The organism is Haloarchaeobius iranensis (genome assembly GCF_900103505.1).
GTDB lineage: Archaea > Halobacteriota > Halobacteria > Halobacteriales > Natrialbaceae > Haloarchaeobius > Haloarchaeobius iranensis.
In genome coordinates this window covers 161410-180598 of record NZ_FNIA01000003.1, presented here as the reverse complement: position 1 = coordinate 180598, position 19189 = coordinate 161410, and the positions used below count along the sequence as shown (strand labels likewise).

At 67.5% G+C, this 19189-nt stretch carries 19 protein-coding genes and 1 tRNA gene; 10 read left to right on the top strand and 10 right to left on the bottom strand.

The features are described 5' to 3' along the window. Positions 1–135 precede the first annotated feature (135 nt). Positions 136–462 (top strand): DUF5785 family protein, encoded by a 327-nt coding sequence (locus BLT27_RS03740; protein WP_089731692.1) that lies wholly within the window; start codon positions 136–138, stop codon positions 460–462. A 46-nt stretch (positions 463–508) separates the two neighbouring features. On the opposite strand, the gene BLT27_RS03735 is transcribed toward BLT27_RS03740, so the two are convergent. Next, positions 509–2485 carry an ATP-binding protein gene (locus BLT27_RS03735; protein ID WP_089731691.1) on the bottom strand — a complete coding sequence of 659 codons (1977 nt, stop codon included), beginning with the start codon at positions 2483–2485 and terminating at the stop codon, positions 509–511. A gap of 120 nt (positions 2486–2605) precedes the next feature. Between BLT27_RS03735 and BLT27_RS03730 the strand changes: the two genes are divergently transcribed. From BLT27_RS03730 to BLT27_RS03720, 3 genes are all read left to right on the top strand, one after another. Continuing rightward, positions 2606–3364, top strand: a complete 759-nt coding sequence (locus BLT27_RS03730; RefSeq protein WP_089731690.1) for a GTP cyclohydrolase III — start codon at positions 2606–2608, stop codon at positions 3362–3364. Positions 3365–3455: 91 nt separating this feature from the next. After that, on the top strand, positions 3456–4040 hold the full coding sequence (locus BLT27_RS03725) for a CBS domain-containing protein (protein ID WP_089731689.1): 585 nt from the start codon (positions 3456–3458) through the stop codon (positions 4038–4040). Positions 4041–4121: 81 nt separating this feature from the next. Further along, on the top strand, positions 4122–5423 hold the full coding sequence (locus BLT27_RS03720) for an ABC transporter substrate-binding protein (protein WP_089731688.1): 1302 nt from the start codon (positions 4122–4124) through the stop codon (positions 5421–5423). A 161-nt stretch (positions 5424–5584) separates the two neighbouring features. On the opposite strand, the gene BLT27_RS03715 is transcribed toward BLT27_RS03720, so the two are convergent. The 4 genes from BLT27_RS03715 to BLT27_RS03700 are packed head-to-tail and all read right to left on the bottom strand — an operon-like array spanning position 5585 to position 9747. Further along, complete coding sequence (locus BLT27_RS03715; protein ID WP_089731687.1) at positions 5585–6361, bottom strand: ABC transporter ATP-binding protein; 777 nt, start codon at positions 6359–6361, stop codon at positions 5585–5587. Continuing rightward, positions 6358–7221 carry an ABC transporter ATP-binding protein gene (locus BLT27_RS03710; RefSeq protein WP_089731686.1) on the bottom strand — a complete coding sequence of 288 codons (864 nt, stop codon included), beginning with the start codon at positions 7219–7221 and terminating at the stop codon, positions 6358–6360. Before BLT27_RS03710 ends, BLT27_RS03715 begins: the two co-directional genes overlap by 4 nt. Then, the gene (locus BLT27_RS03705; protein ID WP_089731779.1) at positions 7214–8569 is read right to left on the bottom strand and encodes a branched-chain amino acid ABC transporter permease; all 1356 of its coding nucleotides are present in this window, start codon (positions 8567–8569) and stop codon (positions 7214–7216) included. Before BLT27_RS03705 ends, BLT27_RS03710 begins: the two co-directional genes overlap by 8 nt. A 59-nt stretch (positions 8570–8628) precedes the next feature. After that, positions 8629–9747, bottom strand: coding sequence for a branched-chain amino acid ABC transporter permease (locus BLT27_RS03700; RefSeq protein ID WP_089731685.1), 1119 nt, complete (start codon positions 9745–9747; stop codon positions 8629–8631). Between the two features lie 248 nt (positions 9748–9995). Between BLT27_RS03700 and BLT27_RS03695 the strand changes: the two genes are divergently transcribed. The 3 genes from BLT27_RS03695 (at position 9996) to BLT27_RS03685 (ending at position 11771) form a co-directional block, all read left to right on the top strand. Then, a complete protein-coding gene (locus tag BLT27_RS03695) occupies positions 9996–11207 on the top strand; it encodes a phosphoglycerate kinase (RefSeq protein ID WP_089731684.1) in 1212 nt (403 codons plus the stop codon). Further along, positions 11197–11685 carry a GNAT family N-acetyltransferase gene (locus BLT27_RS03690; protein WP_089731683.1) on the top strand — a complete coding sequence of 163 codons (489 nt, stop codon included), beginning with the start codon at positions 11197–11199 and terminating at the stop codon, positions 11683–11685. Before BLT27_RS03695 ends, BLT27_RS03690 begins: the two co-directional genes overlap by 11 nt. 12 nt (positions 11686–11697) lie before the next feature. After that, positions 11698–11771, top strand: a tRNA-Thr gene (locus tag BLT27_RS03685). 99 nt (positions 11772–11870) lie between these two features. Here the strand turns inward: BLT27_RS03685 and BLT27_RS03680 are convergent. Further along, positions 11871–12767, bottom strand: a complete 897-nt coding sequence (locus BLT27_RS03680) for a DUF7847 domain-containing protein (protein ID WP_089731682.1) — start codon at positions 12765–12767, stop codon at positions 11871–11873. Positions 12768–12864: 97 nt separating this feature from the next. Between BLT27_RS03680 and BLT27_RS03675 the strand changes: the two genes are divergently transcribed. Continuing rightward, on the top strand, positions 12865–13305 hold the full coding sequence (locus tag BLT27_RS03675) for a TIGR00725 family protein (protein WP_089731681.1): 441 nt from the start codon (positions 12865–12867) through the stop codon (positions 13303–13305). A gap of 165 nt (positions 13306–13470) precedes the next feature. Here the strand turns inward: BLT27_RS03675 and BLT27_RS03670 are convergent, their stop codons facing one another. From BLT27_RS03670 to BLT27_RS03660, 3 genes are all read right to left on the bottom strand, one after another. Beyond that, positions 13471–14208 (bottom strand): ribonuclease H-like domain-containing protein, encoded by a 738-nt coding sequence (locus BLT27_RS03670; protein WP_089731680.1) that lies wholly within the window; start codon positions 14206–14208, stop codon positions 13471–13473. A 60-nt stretch (positions 14209–14268) separates the two neighbouring features. Then, positions 14269–14667, bottom strand: a complete 399-nt coding sequence (locus BLT27_RS03665; RefSeq protein WP_089731679.1) for an acyl-CoA thioesterase — start codon at positions 14665–14667, stop codon at positions 14269–14271. 92 nt (positions 14668–14759) lie between these two features. After that, positions 14760–16853 carry a hypothetical protein gene (locus BLT27_RS03660; protein ID WP_089731678.1) on the bottom strand — a complete coding sequence of 698 codons (2094 nt, stop codon included), beginning with the start codon at positions 16851–16853 and terminating at the stop codon, positions 14760–14762. A 221-nt stretch (positions 16854–17074) separates the two neighbouring features. Between BLT27_RS03660 and trxA the strand changes: the two genes are divergently transcribed. Next, positions 17075–17446, top strand: a complete 372-nt coding sequence (gene trxA / locus BLT27_RS03655) for a thioredoxin (RefSeq protein WP_089731677.1) — start codon at positions 17075–17077, stop codon at positions 17444–17446. Between the two features lie 14 nt (positions 17447–17460). Here trxA and BLT27_RS03650 read toward each other — a convergent pair whose 3' ends face one another. After that, positions 17461–18150: a DUF7504 family protein gene (locus BLT27_RS03650; RefSeq protein ID WP_089731676.1), complete on the bottom strand. Its 690-nt coding sequence runs from the start codon at positions 18148–18150 to the stop codon at positions 17461–17463. 154 nt (positions 18151–18304) lie between these two features. Between BLT27_RS03650 and BLT27_RS03645 the strand changes: the two genes are divergently transcribed. Then, positions 18305–19153, top strand: a complete 849-nt coding sequence (locus BLT27_RS03645) for a DUF7547 family protein (RefSeq protein WP_089731675.1) — start codon at positions 18305–18307, stop codon at positions 19151–19153. Positions 19154–19189: the final 36 nt, after the last annotated feature.

Sequence of the window (19189 nt, the reverse complement as noted above, 5' to 3'; positions counted from 1 at the left end):
TCACCGGGCGCGAACGCAGTGAGCACCCGGCCTTTTTCACCCATGTTTTTCGAGGAGCGGTGCGCCGAAGGCGCACCCGACGAAGAAAAAGATGGTTTCACAAACCCTTTTGAGGGTACCGTTCTCAGAGAGCGTATGAGCAACCAGTGGCCCCACGACCCTGACGGTGAGCAGGGCAGCGAGGGGATGCGCAAGTACGGGATGGCGGTCCTCGCGAAGAAGCTGGACGAGGACGAGGGATTCCCGCTGAAGGCGTCGGAGTTCGTCGAGGAGCACGGCGACGAGCCCGTCCGTCTGAACTCGAAGCGCGTCGTCAGCGTCGCGGACATCTTCGAGCACGTCACGGAGGGCGAGTTCGAGGACATCGTCGCGTTCCACAAGGCCGTCGGCAACGCGATGCGTGCGGGTGGCTTCTGGGAGTTCCACCCGAAGGCCGGCGAATCGAACGTCAAGCACGCCTGAGTTCTCGCGGCTTCCGTCTCGGTCACCGTCGTTCGCGAGCGGCCGCTCAGTCCTCGTCGCTCGGTTCGACCGACATCGCGTGCTCCGTTGCGAGTGGCTCCGACCCGTCGGCGGTGGGGAACTCGAAGCGCGCGCCGCCGTGCTCGCTCTCCGTCACCGTGGCCGTCCAGTCGTGCGCTGTCGCCACCTGGTGGACGATGGCGAGGCCGAACCCGGTGCCCTCGTCGGTCGTCGTGTAGCCGGAGTCGAACACCTCGTCGCGGGCCGCTTCGGGGATTCCCGGGCCGTCGTCCGCGACGTAGAATCCGGCGCGGTCGTCGAGCGGCCCGACACGGACGGTCGCGTCCGGGCGGCCGTGGTCGACGGCGTTCCGGAACAGGTTCACGAAGAGGTCAACGAGCCGGTCGCGGTCCGCACGCAGCCGCACGTCACCGGTGGTTTCGAGCCGTGCGTTCGGGAGGTGGACCGACGACCACGCCTGGCCCGCGGTGGCCGTGAGCGACAGCTCGTCCGGTTCCTGGACGACCGAGCCGGACCGCGCCAGCGAGAGCAGGTTCTCGATGAGGTCGCGCATCCGCCCGTGCGCCCGCTCGACCTCGTCGAGGTCGTCGAGGTCCTCGTCCGGGCCGATGCGGTCGGTCGCCAGCTGGAGGTGCCCCTCGGCGATGTTCAACGGGTTGCGGAGGTCGTGACTGACGATGCTCGCGAACTCGTCGAGGCGCTCGTTCTGCCGGGCGAGCTCTCGTTTGCGCTCCTTGGTCGGGGTGATGTCCGCGTAGAAGCCGTACACCTCGTCGGACTCCGACGCCGTCAGGTCGACCGGGACGACGTGGACGAGGAAGTCCCGCGGGCCGTCGGCGGCCACCAGTCGGAGCTCCGTCGGGGCCGTGTTGTCCGCGGCTTCGATGCCCGGGAACACGCTGACGCCGCCCGCGGTCTCCGGGGCGGTCAGCACCGTCTCGAGCGGCCGTCCGACGACCGACCCGGCGTCGAAGTCGAACGTCCCGGCGAACGCCTCGTTGACCGCAGCGATGGTGGGTGTGCCCGCCGTTCGAAGCCTGACGACGGGGTCGGGGACGTTCTCGAACAGCGCTGCGAAGCGGTCGCGCTCCTCGCGGAGGGTCCGCTGGAAGCGGATCCGCTTCACGCTCTCGGCGACGTGCTGCATGAGCGTCTCCGCGAGGTCGACGTCGGCCTGGTCGAACGCCGCGACCTCCTCGGAGATGGCCTGGAACACCCCGATATCGGAGATGGGGACGGTCAGCCCCGACCGGTAGGTCATCTGTGTCGGGTCCGCGTCGAGCACCTGGCGGAGGTCCTCGGTGTACATCGCCTCGCCGGTCCGCGCGACGCGAGCGGCGACGCTCTCCCCGTCGAGCGGCACCGACTCCACCCCCTCCTTGGGCATCTCGGCCGAGGTCTGGACCGGCTTCAGCCGCCCGTCCTCCACGATGTCGATGTTGGACATGTCGAACTCGAGGACCATGTCGGCCGCGTCCACGGCGACCTGGTAGATGTCGGCCTCCACGGTACAGGACTCCAGGTCCATCGCCACGTCGTGGAGCGTGTCTATCTTCGCCGCGGTCTCCTCGGGGGTCACGGTCGGACGGCCCGCGGCGTCGAGTCCCGCTTCGACGGCGGACGCGACCCGGTCGTACGCGGCCATCGTGGCGGGCGAATCGACTGCGCCGGCTCCCCCGAGCTGCTTCGGCACGTACGCGTCCACGCCCGCGTCGATGGCGTCGCTCGCGACAGCCTCCGACCCAGCGTCGGTGAACAGGACCCTGGTCAGGTCCGGATAGCCGCCGCCCAGCCGGCAGAGCAGCTCCACACCGTCGCCGTCTTCGAGTCCGTGCTCGCTCACGATGCAGTCGACCGAGCCGTCGGCGACCGCTTCCTCGGCCGCCGTGGCCGTCGCTGCGGACCTGACGACCACCGACTGGTCTGTTGCAGTCAGACGCGTAGCGAGGTCGTCGACGACCTCCGTGTTCGCGTCGACGACGAGCACGACGTGGGTGGACATGGGTGTCTTCGGGAACCCGTTGACGCGGAGACAATTAAATCGCGTGGCCCCGGCAGGGTACCGTCTCGAATCTGGATGTAGTTCCACTTATACGGATGCAATCGAAAGCTCCGCGCAACAGTGACGAACACGCAGATCACGCTGATCCAGATCGACAACTACGGCCCGTGGACTGTCACGCCGGAACCCCGTCGGGAGGTCGACCTGCAGACCCTGCAGTCGCGTCTGTACGCCGACCTCTCCCAGCTCGTCGGGAACCGCGACGGTTACGTCTTCTTCACGCGGTTCGACAACATGGTGGCGGTGACGAACGGGCTCGATATGGACGACCACGCGCTCATCCAGGAGTCGGTACGGAACCGCTACCCGGTGACCGTGAGCTTCGGCGTGGCGACGGGGACCTCGCCGGTCCACGCCCTCGCCGATGCCACGAACCTCATCCAGGACGCCGGGAGCGCACAGGACAAGTCCCGCCGGGAGATCCTCGACGGGCGCGTCATCGAGGAGGCGTTCCGAACCGACGACGACGTACAGATCGCTCACTTCGACGTGGTCGACGCCACGGGCAAGTACACCGACGAACTCGACGCCTTCGGCGCGTTCATCGAGATCGAGCAAGCGTACGCCTCGCTGATGCGGTACATGTACGAGGCCCACGACTCGCTCTCCTTCTTCGTCGGCGGTGACAACATCATCGCCGTCTGTCCCGACCTCGACGCCGCGGCGTACGACGACGCCATCGAGCACGTCCTCGACGAGACCGGTATCCAGGTCCGGGTCGGGGTCGGTGAGGGGTCGACGCCGCACGACGCGGGCTACGCGGCGAAGCACGCGCTCGAGGTCGGGCGCGCGGACGAGTCGCTCGTCGAGTTCCACTGACCACCACGTACCGCAACCGCGAAACTTCGTTTGGAAGCCCGATAAAGCTGCTGCAGGTAGATTTTAGAGCAGCCGTGCAAAACCGTCACATATGGAACGCGATGTGTCGATTCGTGATGTGACCGCGCGAGAGTTCGTCGGCGTCAGTGAATCAGATTCGGTGCACAGCACCGTCCAGCTCATGCACGAGGAGGACGTCGGCAGCGTCCTCGTCTTGCGAGGGTCGACCCCGGTCGGCATCATGACCGAACGGGACGTCCTCGAGATGGTGGCGACCGGCACGGACCCGGAATCAACCTCGGTCGGGGAGCTGATGTCCCAGCCGGTCATCACGATGGCCGCGAGCCGACCGCTCGCGGACGCGGCGGAGACGATGTCGCGGGAGGAGATCCGGAACCTCGTCGTCACGGACGGCACCGATGCCGAGGATATCGTCGGCGTGCTCACCGAGCGGGACGTCATCGAAGCCGCGAGCACCCTCCAGGCCTCCCGGTCGCTCGACACCGAGGCGACCATCGAGGGGGTCGCGACCGCGGCGACCGCCGTCGAGAGCGAGGCTACCCTCCCCGAGGACGAGTACGGTTCACAGGGCGTCTGTGAGCTCTGCGGGGCATTGACCGATTCGTTACACGACTCGAACGGCCAGTTAGTCTGTTCCGACTGCCGACAGGTCTGACGCGCATCTCCGTCTCCTCTCCGGGTCGCCCGACCACTTCGGGAGGCAAATTTATAACGCAGGGGTAAGTATGACGGTAGCATGGCACGGAAACTGCAACGGCGCGAAGTGCTGAAGACTACCGGAATCGCTGGAACTGCAGGGTTAGCAGGTCTGGCAGGGTGCATTGGTGGGGGCGGTGGTGGTGGTAGCAGTCCCGACATGATCACTGTCGTCGGATACCCGGAGGACGGTATCCAGCTGTTCCGGGACTTCTACAGCAGCTACGGCGACGATACGGACATTCTCATCCCCGACGGTCTCCGCGACCCCGACCTCCCTGGACAGGTCGGTGACGACATGAGCAACATCACCGGGACCGCGCCCGCAGCAGGGGGTCCGGCCCAGTCCGCCTACGAGTCGCTGTACCAGGATGTCTACGGTGAGTCGCCGGGCGTCTTCTCGTCCCAGTCGTACGACTCCGCGGCGGTCGGCATCCTCGCGAACGCGGCCGCCGGCGAGAACTCCGGGACCGCGATCCGCGACCAGATGCGCAACATCGCCAACCCGGACGGGATGGAGGTAACGCCCGACAACTTCGTCGAAGGCGTCGAGGCGGCCGCGAACGGCGAGCCGGTGAACTACCAGGGTGCGTCGAGCTCGGTCAACTTCGACCAGAACGGCGACCCTGCGTCCGCAGCGTACGCGCTGTGGGAGTTCGACGGCGACAGCACGTCGACCATCCGGACCGAGAACTTCGCAGGCGCGAACCCGGAGGGGTCCGGCCCGTCGGCCGACGACATGCCCGGTGGCATGGGTCGCGAAATCATGCTCGGGATCCTCCTGCCGGAGACCGGGGCGCTCGCATCGACCGGTGAGTCGATGATCAACGCCTCGCGGATTCCGCCCCAGCAGGTCAACGAGTCCGACATCGACCTCACGGTCGACACGCAGCTGGAAGACACCGAGACGAACTCCCAGTCGGGTGTCAGCGCGGCGAACTCGCTCGTCAACGCCGGCTACCCGTACATCTGTGGGACCGCGTCGTCCGGTGTGAACGTCCCGGTCTGTCAGGAGGTCCTCATCCCGGGAGAGATCGTCGGCTGCTCCCCGTCGAGTACCGCGCTTTCCGTGACGAACCTCGACGACAACGACTACGTCTTCCGGACCGCGCCCTCGGACCGCCTGCAGGGCCGCGTCATGGCACAGGTCGCCTCCGAGGATCTCGAGGCCGAGACCTGTGCGACGCTGTACATCAACAACGACTACGGCCAGCAGCTCTCCGAGCGGTTCTCGTCCGTGTTCGAGGACGAGTTCGACGGCTCGGTCTGGCGCCAGGTCGCGTTCAACCAGGGCGAGTCCTCGTACTCCTCCGTGGTCAGCGACGCGATGTCGGCCGAGTAAGCGACGACCAGACACACTCCCTTCTTTCGACGCCTCGACCGACGAGCGACCGCGCTCCGCGGGCGACCCTCGAGTTGCGGACCTCGGTGGCAACGGCCGGCGAACGGGCGACGGCGGCACCGCTGGCGACGACTGTGGCACCGAAAAAACCGCGGGTCCCCTCAGCCGCCCAGGAAGTCCTGGCGCACCTGCGGGTCGTTCAGGAGGGTCGTCCCCTCGTCCTCGTAGCGGTTCTTCCCGTCGACGAGGACGTAGCCGCGGTCACAGCGGCGCAGCGCCTCCTTCGCGTTCTGCTCGACCATCAGGATGGCCGTCCCGGCGTCGTTGATCGCGTCGATGCGGTCGAACATGTCCGCGACGAGGTCGGGTGCGAGCCCGGCGGAGGGCTCGTCGAGCAGGAGCAGGTCGGGGTCGAGCATCAGCGCCCGACCCATCGCGAGCATCTGCTGCTGGCCGCCCGAGAGCGTCCCGGCCTTCTGTGTCTGGCGCTCCTCCAGGATGGGGAAGCGGTCGAACACCTCGTTCAGCGCGTCCTGGGGGACCTCGTCGAGGATGTACGCACCCATCTCGAGGTTCTCCCGGACCGACAGCGAGCTGAACACGTTGTCGTTCTGCGGGACGTAGCCGAGGCCGAGGTGGATGATGTCCTCCGGCCGCTCGGCCGTGATGTCCCCGCCGCCGAACGTCACCGTCCCGCCCATGTGGCTGGTCAGTCCGAACACCGACTTCATCACCGTCGACTTGCCGGCCCCGTTCGGGCCGACGATGGTGACGTACTCCTGCTCGGTGACGTCGAGGTCCACGTCGGTCAGGATCTGGAGGTCACCGTAGCCGGCGTCCAAGTTCCGCACCGAGAGCAGGCTGTCCTCGTAGAGGGTGACGTCCTGGGCGGCGCTCGTGGCCGCCCCGCCGTCCGTGGCCACGTCGTCGGGGCTCATACCTCACCCCCGAGGTAGGCCTCGATGACGTCCTCGTTGTTCCGTACGTCCTCCGGGGTCCCCTCGGTGAGGATGCGACCCTGGTGCATGACGATGACTTTCTCGCAGTTCTCCATGATGAGGTCCATGTCGTGTTCGACGATGAGGAACGTGTAGCCCTGGTCGCGCAGCTCGTGGATGTGTTCGAGCAGGCGCTCCTCCAGCGACGGGTTGACGCCGGCGAACGGCTCGTCCAGCAGGAGCATCTGCGGGTCGGTCAGCAGCGCACGGGCCAGCTCCAGCAGTTTCCGCTGGCCACCGGAGAGGTTCTCCGCGTACTCGTTCGCGAGGTGGTCGATGTCGAAGAACTCGAGCGTCTCCCACGCGCGCTCGAGAATCTCCTGTTCCTGCTGGTTCACGCTGTTCCGTGCGTAGGGCAGGACCGACCGCCAGAGCGCCTCGCCGCGCTGGTGCTTCGGCGCGACCATCATGTTCTCGAGGACGGTCATCTCGCCGAGCTCCCGGGCGATCTGGAAGGTCCGGACGAGACCGCGGTCCGCGACCTGGTACGGCTCCAGTCCGGTGATGTCCTGGCCGTTGAACTCGACGCGGCCGCCGTCGGGTTTGTGCGTGCCGGTGATGCAGTTGAACGTGGTGGACTTCCCGGCCCCGTTCGGGCCGATGAGGCCGGTCATGCTCCCCTTGTCTATCTCGAACTCGACACCGTCGACGGCCGTGATACCGCCGAAGTGCTTCTCGAGCCCGCTGACCTTCAGCGGCACCTCCGCGGTGTCCCCGGCCCCGCCGAGCGTGGTCAGCGTCCGGTCGTCGGTCTCGTCTACACCGCCCGTGCCTCCGGAGGTCTCGGGTTCGCTACTCATCGGTCTCACCTCCGTCGGTCGCGACGGTGTCACCGCCGCCCGAGCGCTTGATCGGCCGGGTCAGGGGGATGCTGGACGCCGGCTCCTTCCGGTGGCCGAGCATCCCGTCGGGACGCCGGTGCATCAGCACGATGAGCACCACGCCCATCATGAACAGCTGGAGCTGCCTGATGCTGTCGAGCGTGTAGAGCAGGAACGGCACGACGTCACCGTTCGAAACCGGCAGCATCGCCTGGCCGAAGCTCGACGGTGCCTCGGGGTTCCCGAGCGCCGTCTCGATGACGTTCTTGAAGTACCGCGGCCCCTGGAACAGGAACGCCGCGAACACCGCACCGCCCATGACGCTGCCGGAGTTCGACCCGGCACCGCCGATGATGAGCGCGATCCAGATGTAGAACGTGATGCGCGGGCGGAACGTGTTCGGCGTGACCGAGCCCTGCGTGCCGAACCAGAGGATGCCGACCAGCCCCATCAGGGCACAGCCGACCACGAACGACTTTATCTTGAACATGTTCGTGTTCTTCCCGAGCGCGTTCGTCACGTCCTCGTCCTCGCGGATGGCCTTGAGCACCCGCCCGAACGGGGAGTTCCCCATCCGACGGATGACGACGTAGAACCCGCCGAGGATGAGCAGCAGGACGGCGGAGTACGCGAAGTTGTCGACGACGGGCTTGGGGTTGTTCGGGATGAAGTTCGCCACGAAGTCGACGACGATGCCGAGGTACACGTCGTTCCACAGCCACCCCTGTTCCCCGAGGATGAGGTCGAACGGCGCACTGAGCGCGCGGATCAGGCTCTCGAGGGGGTCCTGATAGTCCAGGATGACCCCGTCACCGCCACCGAGGCCGACGCGGTAGCCGGCGATCTCGTGGCCGCTCAGCGAGTCCGACAGCAACGAGAACCGGACGATCTCGGAGAGCGCGATGGTGACGATTGCCAGGTAGTCCGCACGCAAGCGGAGTGCCGGCAACGCGGCGATGAGCCCGAGCAGCCCGGCCGCGACCGTCCCGCCGATGATGCCGATCCACAGCGGCAGGCCGAACCCGCCGATCTCCGCTGCACTGGTCCCGGAGCCGAACACCGGCTTCGAGAGGATGCCGGTCACGTAGACGCCGGTCGCCATGAACCCGACGATACCGATGTTGAACAGCCCCGTGTATCCCCAGTGCAGGTTCAACGCGAGGGAGGCCATCGCGAACACGGCGATCCAGAACGTCAGCTGGCCGATCTGGTTCATCAGCCCCCGGAACGGGAACCCGATGACCAGTCCGGCGAGGAGGTAGATGATGTAGATGCCGAGGAGCATCGTCAGCAGCATCAACCCGTCGTTCCGGAAGTCGATGCCCATCACTACCGCACGCTGTTCCTCCGTGCTCTGCCCGTACTCACCCCCTGATTCGTCGTCGCTCATGCTGTAGACCTCCCTGCGAAGATGCCCTGCGGACGTACCACCAGGACGAGGATCATCACGCCGAACGCGGCGGCACGGGCGAAGCCGGACGGGATCCAGATCACTGCCGTCGAGGCGGTGAGCCCGATCACCAGGCCGCCCGCGATGGCGCCGTACACCGAACCGATACCGCCGAGGATGACCGCTGCGAAGATGAGCAGCAGCAGCAGCCAGCCGTCGTTCCAGCTGATCGTGCCCTTCCAGAGCACGAACATGAACCCGGAGACGCCCGTCAGGCCGCCGCCGATGATCCACGTCGAGCGGATGACGCGCTCGGTCGCGATGCCGGTGATGCGCGCCAGCGCCTCGTCGTCCGACATCGCCCGCATCGCCTTCCCCAGCTTCGTCCGCTGGAGCAGGATGTGGACGCCGAGCATCAGGCCGCCGGCGACGAGGATCAGCAGCACGTCGTGTGCAGTGACCGCCACCGTCCCGTCGATGACGTTAGGCCGGATGCCGGGGAGCGATCCGGTGTTGGTCACCCCGCGCGTGCCCGAGTCGAACACGAACTGGATGACGTACCGGAGCGCGAACGCCACGCCCACGCTCGTGATGAGGAGCGGAATGCCCCCCGAGCCGCGGATCGGCTTGTAGATGAACTTGTCGATGGCGAGCGCGAGCGCGACGGTGAACACGCCGGACACCACCAGCCCGGCGAGCACGGCCAGCGGCGTCTGGACGGCGTTGATGCCGAGCGCACCACCGAACACCGAACCGCCGGAACCCACCAGCGCCAGCGAACCGATGTTGGCAGCGGAGCCGAAGCCACCGGCGATGACGTACGTGGTGGCCCACCCCGAGAACGCCCCCGCCGTGATGTAATCACCGTGGGCGAAGTTCGCGAAGTTCAGAATACTGTACGTCATCGAGAGCCCGATACCCGCCAACCCTATGACGAGACCCCGAAGCACTCCGTCGAGAACCAGACTCATCATCCGCGCGATGGTGAGGTTACCAGTCGCGAGCTGTCTGACGAGGTCGAAGACGAGCAGTACTGCGATTATCCCCAGTACTGCCGTCATCGGCTTCTCGACTATCTGGCTGCGGGCCCTGTCGTACGTGCTTGATGCACCCATGGATGTCCCTTACACACAAAGCGGAACAAGGAGATAGATAAATCTTGCCCGACCATACACCCGTTTCACCTCCGCGACTGCGTGCGATTGGTACCCAATGCCATCCTCTCCTCCCCGCATTTCAGTACGCACAGCGACCGGGAGACGGCTCGTGACCGGCTGCGGCCCCGAACGACCCCACTGTGGGTCGGCGGCACGGATGGACCCACAAAGAAAACTCTTTCACCGGGCCCGCCACACCTCGAACCATGCCGGTAGGGACCCTTGACGACCTCTCGGTCGCCGGGCGTCGAGTCGGGGTACGCGTCGACATCAACAGCCCGCTCGACGACGGGGGCCTCGCCGACGACGCCAGGCTCCGCGCCCACGAGCAAACACTCTCCGAGTTGCTCGAGAAGGATGCGCGCGTCGCCGTCCTCGCACACCAGGGCCGCCCCGGCGGTGACGAGTTCGAGACGCTCGCCACCCACGCCGAGCGGCTCGACGAACTGCTCGACGCGCCGGTCAGCTACGCCGACGCCAACTTCGGTACTGCTGCCCGGGAGGCCGTCGAGTCCCTCGAACCGGGCACCGCCGTGGTCCTCGAGAACACCCGTTTCTACGCCGAGGAGTACATGCAGTTCGAACCCGAGGAGGCGGGCGAGACCCACCTCGTCGCGGGTCTCGCCCCGGCGCTCGACGCCTTCGTCAACGACGCCTTCGCCGCGGCCCACCGCTCGCAGCCCTCACTCATCGGCTTCCCGCAGCACCTGCCCAGCTACGCCGGGCGCGTCATGGAGTCGGAGCTCGACGTGCTCGGCGACGTCGAGGCCACCGAGCGCCCCCGCGTGTACGCCCTGGGAGGTGCGAAGGTCTCCGACTCCATCGACGTGGCCTGGAACGTGCTCGAATCCGGACTCGCCGACCAGGTGCTGACCGCTGGCGTCGTCGGCAACGTGTTCCTGCTCGCCGACGGCGTCGACATCGGCGACGCCAGCGCCGACTTCATCTACGACGAGGGGTACTGGGACGAGATCGACCGCGCCGCGGACCTGCTGGACGCCCACGGCGACCGCATCCGCTTCCCGCAGGATGTGGCCGTCGAGCGCGACGGCGAGCGACACGAGATCGGACTCAACGCACTGCCCGGGAACGAGGGTGAAGCAGCGATGGACATCGGCTCGGAGACGCTGCGGATGTACAAGTCCGTACTCGCGGACGCCGAGACGGTCATCCTCAACGGGCCCGCGGGCGTGTTCGAGGACCCCACGTTCGCAACCGGGACGAGAGAGCTGTACCGGGCCGCTTCGGACGTCCCCTTCAGCATCGTCGGGGGTGGCGACACCGCCGCCGCCATCCGTCGGCTCGGTATCGACGGGTTCAGTCACATCTCGACGGGCGGTGGGGCCTGCCTCCGGCTGCTCACGGGACAGGCTCTCCCGGCCGTCGAGGCGCTGCGCCACGGCTACGATGCCGATTGAACCGGCCGCACTGGACGAACTCGACATCCTCGTCGACCTCTGGGTCGACCTCGCGAGCGAGCAACGACCCCACGGCACCCACGTCAGGCGGACGGAGAACCGGACCACGATGCGCGAGCGGCTCGCACGTCACGTGGTCGACGGCTCGGTCCTCGTCGACCGCACCGACGGCGACATCGTCGGCTTCGTCTCCTTCGAGCGCACCGACTCCGACGTGAGCGTCGACGCCGTCCGCGGGCTCGTGAGCAACCTCTACGTCGTGCCCGGGTACCGCGGGGCGGGGCGCGGTGCTGCGTTGCTGGCGGCGGCCGAGACGGCGCTCCGCGAGCGCGGCGCCGACGTCGTGCAGCTCGAGGTCATGGCGGACAACGCACGCGCGCTCTCGTTCTACTTCGACCAGGGCTACGCGGAACATCGCTACGTCCTCCAAAAACGCGTCGGAGTCGAAAGCCATACTAAGGCCAACGACCACGACTGAGTTGCGGACCGTGCCAAGGGAGCATGGGCGGTGCATGCACTCGACTTGTAATCGAGACTTCGTGGGTTCAAATCCCACCCTTGGCTCTTCTTCGAGCGAAGCGAGAAGAGAGCCACAGGTGTGGATTTGAACCAGGGAGCGGTACGAAGTGCCGCGACCGTGGTTCGAATCCCACCCGGAACGCACTACCCGATGGTGTCGTACTCGTCGTCGAAGAGGTCTTCGTCGAACTCGTCGGCTGACTCCTCGACTGTCCCGGCCGCTTCGCGGTGGTCGACGTAGAACGCGACGAGGTAGGTCCGGGTGAACGCGCCGACGATGCCGGCGGTGAGGAGGGTCGTGGCCACGATGATGCCGACCTCGGTACCGGAGAGCTGTGCGTAGACGTTCTGGACGGTTTCGGGTTCGACCGACTCGAGGTTGTCGGGGTCGATGCCGAGGCTGGTGAACACGAAGTAGGCCGTGAGGAGGGAGGTCAGCAGACCCGGCGTCCAGCGGACGACCGTGAACCCGATGGTGCTGAGGAGGTTGCCACGCACGAACCGGTAGCTCTGCTTGAGGCTGTCGAACACGTCGGCGTCGTCGACGACGATTGCGGCCTCGTAGAACTGGAGGAAGACGACGGTGGCGAGGTAGAGGAGGAGGAAGGCGAAACCGACGAGCCCCGGGACGATGAGTGCAGTCGGGCTGACGCCGCCCTGAACGCCGGAGACGCCGACCGTCAGGACGGTGACGAACGCCAGCACGACGACGGCGACGAACACGACCACGAAGACGACCAGTGCGAAGAAGATGGCCGCGACGAGCAGCGAGACGAAGTTCTCCCGGCCCGCGCGCACGAACGTTGCCAGCGAGGTCGTCCCGTCGAGGCCCTCCTCGGCCATCCCGTAGATACCGCCGATGAGGAACGGGACGACGACGACCGTCGCGAGGTTGAACAGCGATGCGACGATTGGCAGACCGCTCCACTGGAGGAGTATCTGGGGCAGCTGTACGATGGCGAACGCGGTGGCGACGAGGAACAGGATCGGGTTCCGTGCCAGCGTCGACCCGGCGTGTTTCGCCGCGGAGATTGCACCCATACGCGTTCCGCCGCGGTGCGGGCGTATAAATCATATCATACGGGTGTGAGGAAAACGGACCGAAACCGACGCATGCCCGCCGCCCGTCGAAACGACCATGCGAGTGAGTGTCATCGGCGGGAGTACCGTCTCGGCGGCGGTGTACGAACAGGCCGTGAAGGTCGGCCGGCTGCTCGCGGAGCGCGACCACACTGTCGTCTGCGGTGGGTTAGGTGGCGTGATGCGTGGCGTCTGTGAGGGCGCGAGCGGGGGCGGTGGCCCGACCGTCGGCATCCTCCCCGGTGAGGAGGTCGCGGCGGCGAACGAGTTCGTCGACATCCCCATCGCGACGGGCCTCGGCCACGCTCGGAACGCCCTCGTCGTCATGAACGGTGATGCGGTCGTCGCCATCGACGGTGGCCCGGGGACGCTCTCGGAACTCGGCCTCGCGGCCGTCTACGACCGACCAGTCGCGGGGCTGGGGACCCACGACGTGCCTGGTGTGAGACAGGTCGGTACAGCCGCCGCCGCGGTCGACCACGTCGAAGCGCATGCGTGATGCTACCGGGTGACGAAAGCGACTGTTGTAGTTATAGGTGCGTTTATTGACAGTCCGGCTGTAGGGAGTGGTGTCGGCACTGGACCCGCCCACTCTGACCGAAACCCGACGGAGGTGTTGCCCGACGCCTCCCGACCCCACTGCCGACAGTTTTCGGACGGCAGTTCACTCCTCGAACACTCGCGCGTGCAGGCCGTCGGCCACCACGTCCATCAGCGTCTGGAGGTTCCTCGCGTCGTCGCGATTGTACCGGACGAGCGTGTCGAGGGCCTCGTCGCTGCCGCGCTCGTACTCGTGCCAGAGTCGGACCGCGTCCTGGCCGGTGATGTCCGGCTCGTCCCGGCCGATTCCGACCTCCTGTTCGATGGTCTTGAGGCCACCGGTCAGCCCCAGCCGCTTGCAGGGGTACATGAGGTCGACGTGTGGCACGTCGACGTCGACGTCGAACGAGGTCTCGAGGAACGGCACGTCGAAGCGCGCCCCGTTGAACGTCGCGACGAGCGCCGCGTCGTCGAACTGCTCGCGGAGCGCGCCCGCGGTCAGGTTGTCGCCCTGGACGAGCGTCGTCGTCTCGCCGTCCTGGTGGAACGAGACCGTCGTCACGTCGTCGCGCTCCTGCGAGAGGCCGGTCGTCTCGATGTCGAAGAAGCAGGTGTCGCCGCGGAAGTTCTCGTAAAACCGCCAGCGTTCGCTGCTGGGGAACTGCTCGTCGAAGAAGCGGCTGTCGCCCGCCTCCAGCCGGTCGGTGGCCGTCTCGATGAACGTCTCGATGCGGTCGGCCGTCGTCGTCCCGACGACCGAGCCGTCGAAGTCGTCCCAGTGGGTGATGCCAGCGCGCCAGAGCTCGCGTTCGGTCTGCTCACCGACGCCCCGGACCGGAATGAAGCTGTTCTCGATTCGCACGGTCGTACCTCGGTCAGGCGGATAGAAAAGCTGTCGTTCCGCCGGCCCGGACGCGTCGCCTCAGAGGTCCTCGAACGCCTCGATGCGCTCGCGCCACTCCCCGGGGACCGGCCGGGACTCCTTCGCCTCGGGGTCGTAGGCGACCTGGACCGTCTCGGCCGTCGCCGCGACCTCGCCCGATGCCCGGACCTCGTAGGCGAAGTGGATGGTCGAGGTGCCGACGTCGGTGACCCAGATGGCGACCTCCACGTCGTCCTCCAGGGTGATCGGTCGCTGGAAGTCGATCTCGAGGTGGGCGAGGACGCTCTCCAGGGAGTCCGCCGTCCCGAGCACCTCGGGGAGGTACTCCACGCGCGCCGCTTCGAGGTAGGAGGAGTAGATGGCGTTGTTCACGTGGCCGAGCAGGTCGACATCGTTGTACCGGACGTCGATATCGACGGTGAAAGGGTGTTCGCGCATACCCACCGTCGCCGCCCGAGGCACCTTCGTCTTGCGGTAGCGGCCAGGCTTCGGTGTGCGAACAGACAGCGTGAAGACGGCCGTTCCGACGTTCAGTCCTCGCTTCTGGCGAGGTACAGCGTCCGGTCGGTGATCTGGATGAGCGCATCGGCCCAGCTGTCGAGGGCGTCCGCCGTCGCGCCGGGAATCTCGACCGCGACGACGCCATCGCCGTCGACCTGCAACTCGGCGTGGTCGCTCCCCGTTCGCCCGAGGTAGTTCCGGAACTGGTACCGGAGCAGTTGCTCGCTCGACCCGGAGAGCTCGGTGCCGCCGTCGGGCACCAGCTCCAGCCTCGCGACCTCGTTCTCGGCGCTGGCGCTGAGCCCGTACGCCTCGCCCGACAGCGGGAACGTGTACTCGGTGTCGTCGAGCTCCTCGGCCCCCTGGGGAAGCGGCAGCGAGCTCACGTCCGGTGAGATGCTCGTCCCGCCGACCTCCTGGGTGAGCGTCGTCAGCTCCTGCTCGACGAGGTCACCGACGCCCGCCGGCTCGTCGGTTCCGGGGCCGGCCGCGGCCGCGCCGCCATCGGTGTCGGCCGAACCGGCAGTGTCCTGCCCGGTCCCGTCGGCGGCCGCGCTCGGGGCGTCGCCGCTCTCGACACCGGGCATCGTGCCGTCGTCCTCGTGGCCGTCGTCTTCGCTCTCCGGAGCGTCGCCTCCCTGCAGGACTGCGGCTGCGACCGTCTCCGGGTCGGCGCGACCGGACGCTTCCGCGTCGGTCTCGTCCTGCGTTGAGTCCCCGGCGACCGCGGCATCTGCAGCCGCAGGGTCCTCGAACCCGGCTGGGTCCGACAGCCCGTTCGAGGTCCCCACGTCCGCCGGCTCCGCGTCCGTCTTCCCGACCGACGCGTCGTCGAAGTCGGCGAGCGCCGGTGCGGTCCCAACAGCATCGTCAGCGTCGTCTGGCCGTTCGTCCGGCCCGTGCTCGCTCGTCTCCGCGATCGCACCGGTCGAGCGTGGGTGCGATTCGAACTGGGTCGCGTACCACGGTTCGTCGGCTGCGGTCTCGAATCGGCCCCCAGCCTCGTCTCCGTCGGCATCGGTGAACAGGTCGGGCGAGGGCCCCAGCCCACGGTTCGTCCGGGCGTCCTGCCCGAAGGTTCGAACCGCCTCGGTGGCCGAGTCGTCCGGTTCGAAACCGTCCGCCGTCTGCTCGTCCTCGTCGTCGAGCAGTTTCGCGATGGAGCCGTCCAGCTCCCGGTCGGACGTGGGGGCCGCGCCACCTTCGGCAGCCGCGGCGTCCGAGGCGTGAGGTCTCTCGGCGTCCACGGCGTCCGTAACGAAGCCGTCCTCGGTGTCGGCGCCCTGGTCGTCGTCCGCTTCGGCCTCGTCGGTCGCGGCATCGTCTGTAGCGGGAGCCCCGTCCTCCGTGAGGTCGTCGTCCGTGCCGCCGGCGTCTTCGCCGCCCGCCTCGTCCGCGGCGTCCGGCGCGTCGGCTCCACCCTCGCTCTCGCCGTCCGCAGGCTCTTCGTCCGCTTCCCCGTCGTCCTCCGTGGCGCTATCTGCCGCCGTGTCACCCGTCCCACTCTCACCCGTGGTCGAATCCGCATCCGTCTCGTCGTCCGACTGCGCGCCGGTCTCGTCCGGGTCGATATCGGCACTGCCCGCATCCAGACCCTCGGTCGCCCTGGCGTCCGCGTCGGTCGACGTCCCGGCGGCCGACGAAGCGCCGGCAGGTGCAGCCGCGTCGGACCCGGTCCGCCCGGTCCGACCGTCGGCCAGTTGCACCTGGCCGACGACGCCCTCCGGCGAGGGCTGTGCCGCCTGCAGACCACCCACCTTCGACTGGCCGCTCGACGTCGTCGGTGTGCCGACTCCGGGCGTGGCGACGGTCCGGGCCGCCGTGCGTGCCGGTGGCGACTGGGGCTGACGCTCTGCCGCGGTGCCACGCCCGTCGGCGGTGGCTGCGGTACGGCCGACGGTCCGGCCCTGCCCCTCACCGCGCATGCTGTCGTGGATTCGGGTCAGTGTCCCGTTTATCGTCTCCAGATCTGAATCCACGTCGTCCTCGAGCGAATCGACCCTCTCCGCGACGTCTCGCAGCGCGAGCGCGACGTCCCACATGACGACCACGCCGAGGAAGACGAGCATCAGGAGGATCGTCACTGCGACGCCGGCGAGTATCTCGATGCCTACTTCGACCATGGGTGACTCTCCTGTTCGCGTACGCACGGTCGAGGTATCAGGGTTCGCTCGATATCGAACGGTGAGTCGTGTCCCGATTCGTGCGACTGCACCGCCACGAAGGCTGGATTCCCGTGGTACGTTGCCCGCGTTCACATCCACCATGACTCCGCCGGACCGGTCGTGCGAGGTCCCCGACAACCCGACGAACGGTTAAACGTCGGCCCTCCGTAACGACGGGCATGAGTGATGTAGCAGAGTCGAACGACGACGTCACCGACACCAGCGCGACGAACACGGCCGAGCCGGTCCACGTCGAGAGCCAGTCGCACCTGCAGACGCTGGTCGCCGACGAGGACGTGGTGCTGGTCGACTTCTACGCCGACTGGTGTGGTCCCTGCAAGATGCTCGAACCCGTCGTCGCGGAGCTCGCCGCCGAGACGGACGCCACCGTCGCGAAGGTCGACATCGACGAGCTACAGGCGCTCGCACAGGAGAACGGCGTCCGTGGCGTCCCGACCCTGCTGCTGTACGCGGACGGCGAGCTCGTCGAGCGGATGGTCGGCGTCCAGGAGAAGTCCACGCTCGCCGGTCTCATCGAACAGCACAGCTGAGACGGAGCGCCCGCTCAGATCTCGATCCAGCCGCTCTCTGCGTCGCGGTCGCGGAGATGCCACCGCTGTTCGAGGCGCTCCTCGTCGTCCTCCTCGGTCCGTCTGACCTCCACGACCGCGTCGAACAGCGGTTCGAGCAGCCGCACGTAGTCGCTGTCGCGGTCGAGCGGCAGGTGGAAGTGCCCCATCCCGTCGGCCTGCCTGGTCCGCGACGTGACCATGTGGAGCAGGCGGAACACGTTCTGTGACTTGTGCTCCCGGAGAAGCGGGGTGACCGAGTCGAAGCAGAGCCGCAGTTCACCCGGCTCGAGCTCGTGGTCGCTCTCCATGTCGTCGATGTCGTCGATGATCGCCGTCCCGAGCGTGCTCAGCAGCTGTTGGCCGACCACCGTCTCCGTGACGTCGTCCGGGAGGCCCTTCGGGCTCGCAGCGACGCCGGCCTCGTTCTCCTGGCTGAGGACGCGGGTCTCGCCGTGCTGGTCCGTGGACGGCCCCTGCCCGCACGTCTCGGTCCCCGTCGTGAAGATGTAGAGACGCTGTCTTGGCTCCTCGCCGTCGCCCATGAGTCTGTGACAGGCCGCACGGTGTGCCGTCGCACTCGTCCGCCCGACCAGGAGAATGCTGCTGCCCTCGCGTTTGAGTGCCGAGAGCGTCTGTGCGAACGTGGTGCTCCCGGGTACCCCCCCACCGTGGTCGGTACGCATTCTTTCGTCGAATTGGAAACAGGATGCAATAAATATTGTGGCTATTGATTTACTATAATAACGTGTTACACCCGGTGAAACCGAGTCAGTCGCGGAACTGGACCGCGCGAGGGGCGGCGCATGGTTTTTGTCGGCTACGCGATAAGGGTACGCTATGAGCGATTCCAGGGACGACGACATCGCCGCCGACGCCCAGGAGCTGGCGAGGGAGCTCCGCGCTCTCAGGGAACAGCTCGACGAGCAGCGCCGTCGGCCGCCGACGGGACCGCTTGGCATCCCGCGACCGCCCACACCGCGCGAGTTCATGGAGTTCGCCGACGAGGTCGCCATCCCCGCGACCATCGCCATCCTCGAGACGAACATCCGGCTCCTCGAAGCGCTCCAGCGAGCGATCCGCCTCGCCGAGGGGGGTCGCCGGGCGGGCGAACGCGGACGGGACACCGGCGACCGTGCTCGCTCGACCGCCGAATCCGTCAGCCGCGAGACGCTCTCCCGGGCCTCGGACGCGCTCGCGGAGCTCCAGTCGGTCCTCGAGGGGACCGAGCTTCCGGAGAACGATTCGGCCCGGAGCATCCTGACCGAGGCCCAGGACCTCCGGCGGGAGATACAGGAACAGCTCACGGCGAGCCGGACCCGGGACCGCACGCTCGACGAGTTCGAGGAGACCGGGGAGGAAGCCGACGACGACGGCACCGACATCGACGTGGCCGACAGCGACGGGTCGGACGCCGAGGCGGACGACCAATCGGTGACTATCGACGTCGACGCCGAGCTGGAGACGCTGAAGCAGCAGTACGAGGACGGGTCGGGAGGCGGCGATGCCGGTTCGGCCCGCCGTGGCGAGAGCACGAGTGACGACGGCGACGAGGCGAGTGCCGGCCCGGAGGATGCGGGTGCTGGCGCGGAGGATGCGGGTGCCGGCACCGGCGAGGAGGACGGGAGCGGCGGGACGGACACCGCAGGCGAGGACGACGGCCGCGGACCCGTCGGTGCCGACGAGTAGCCGCGGGGTTCTGACGGGGAGTGTTCCGCGACCGTC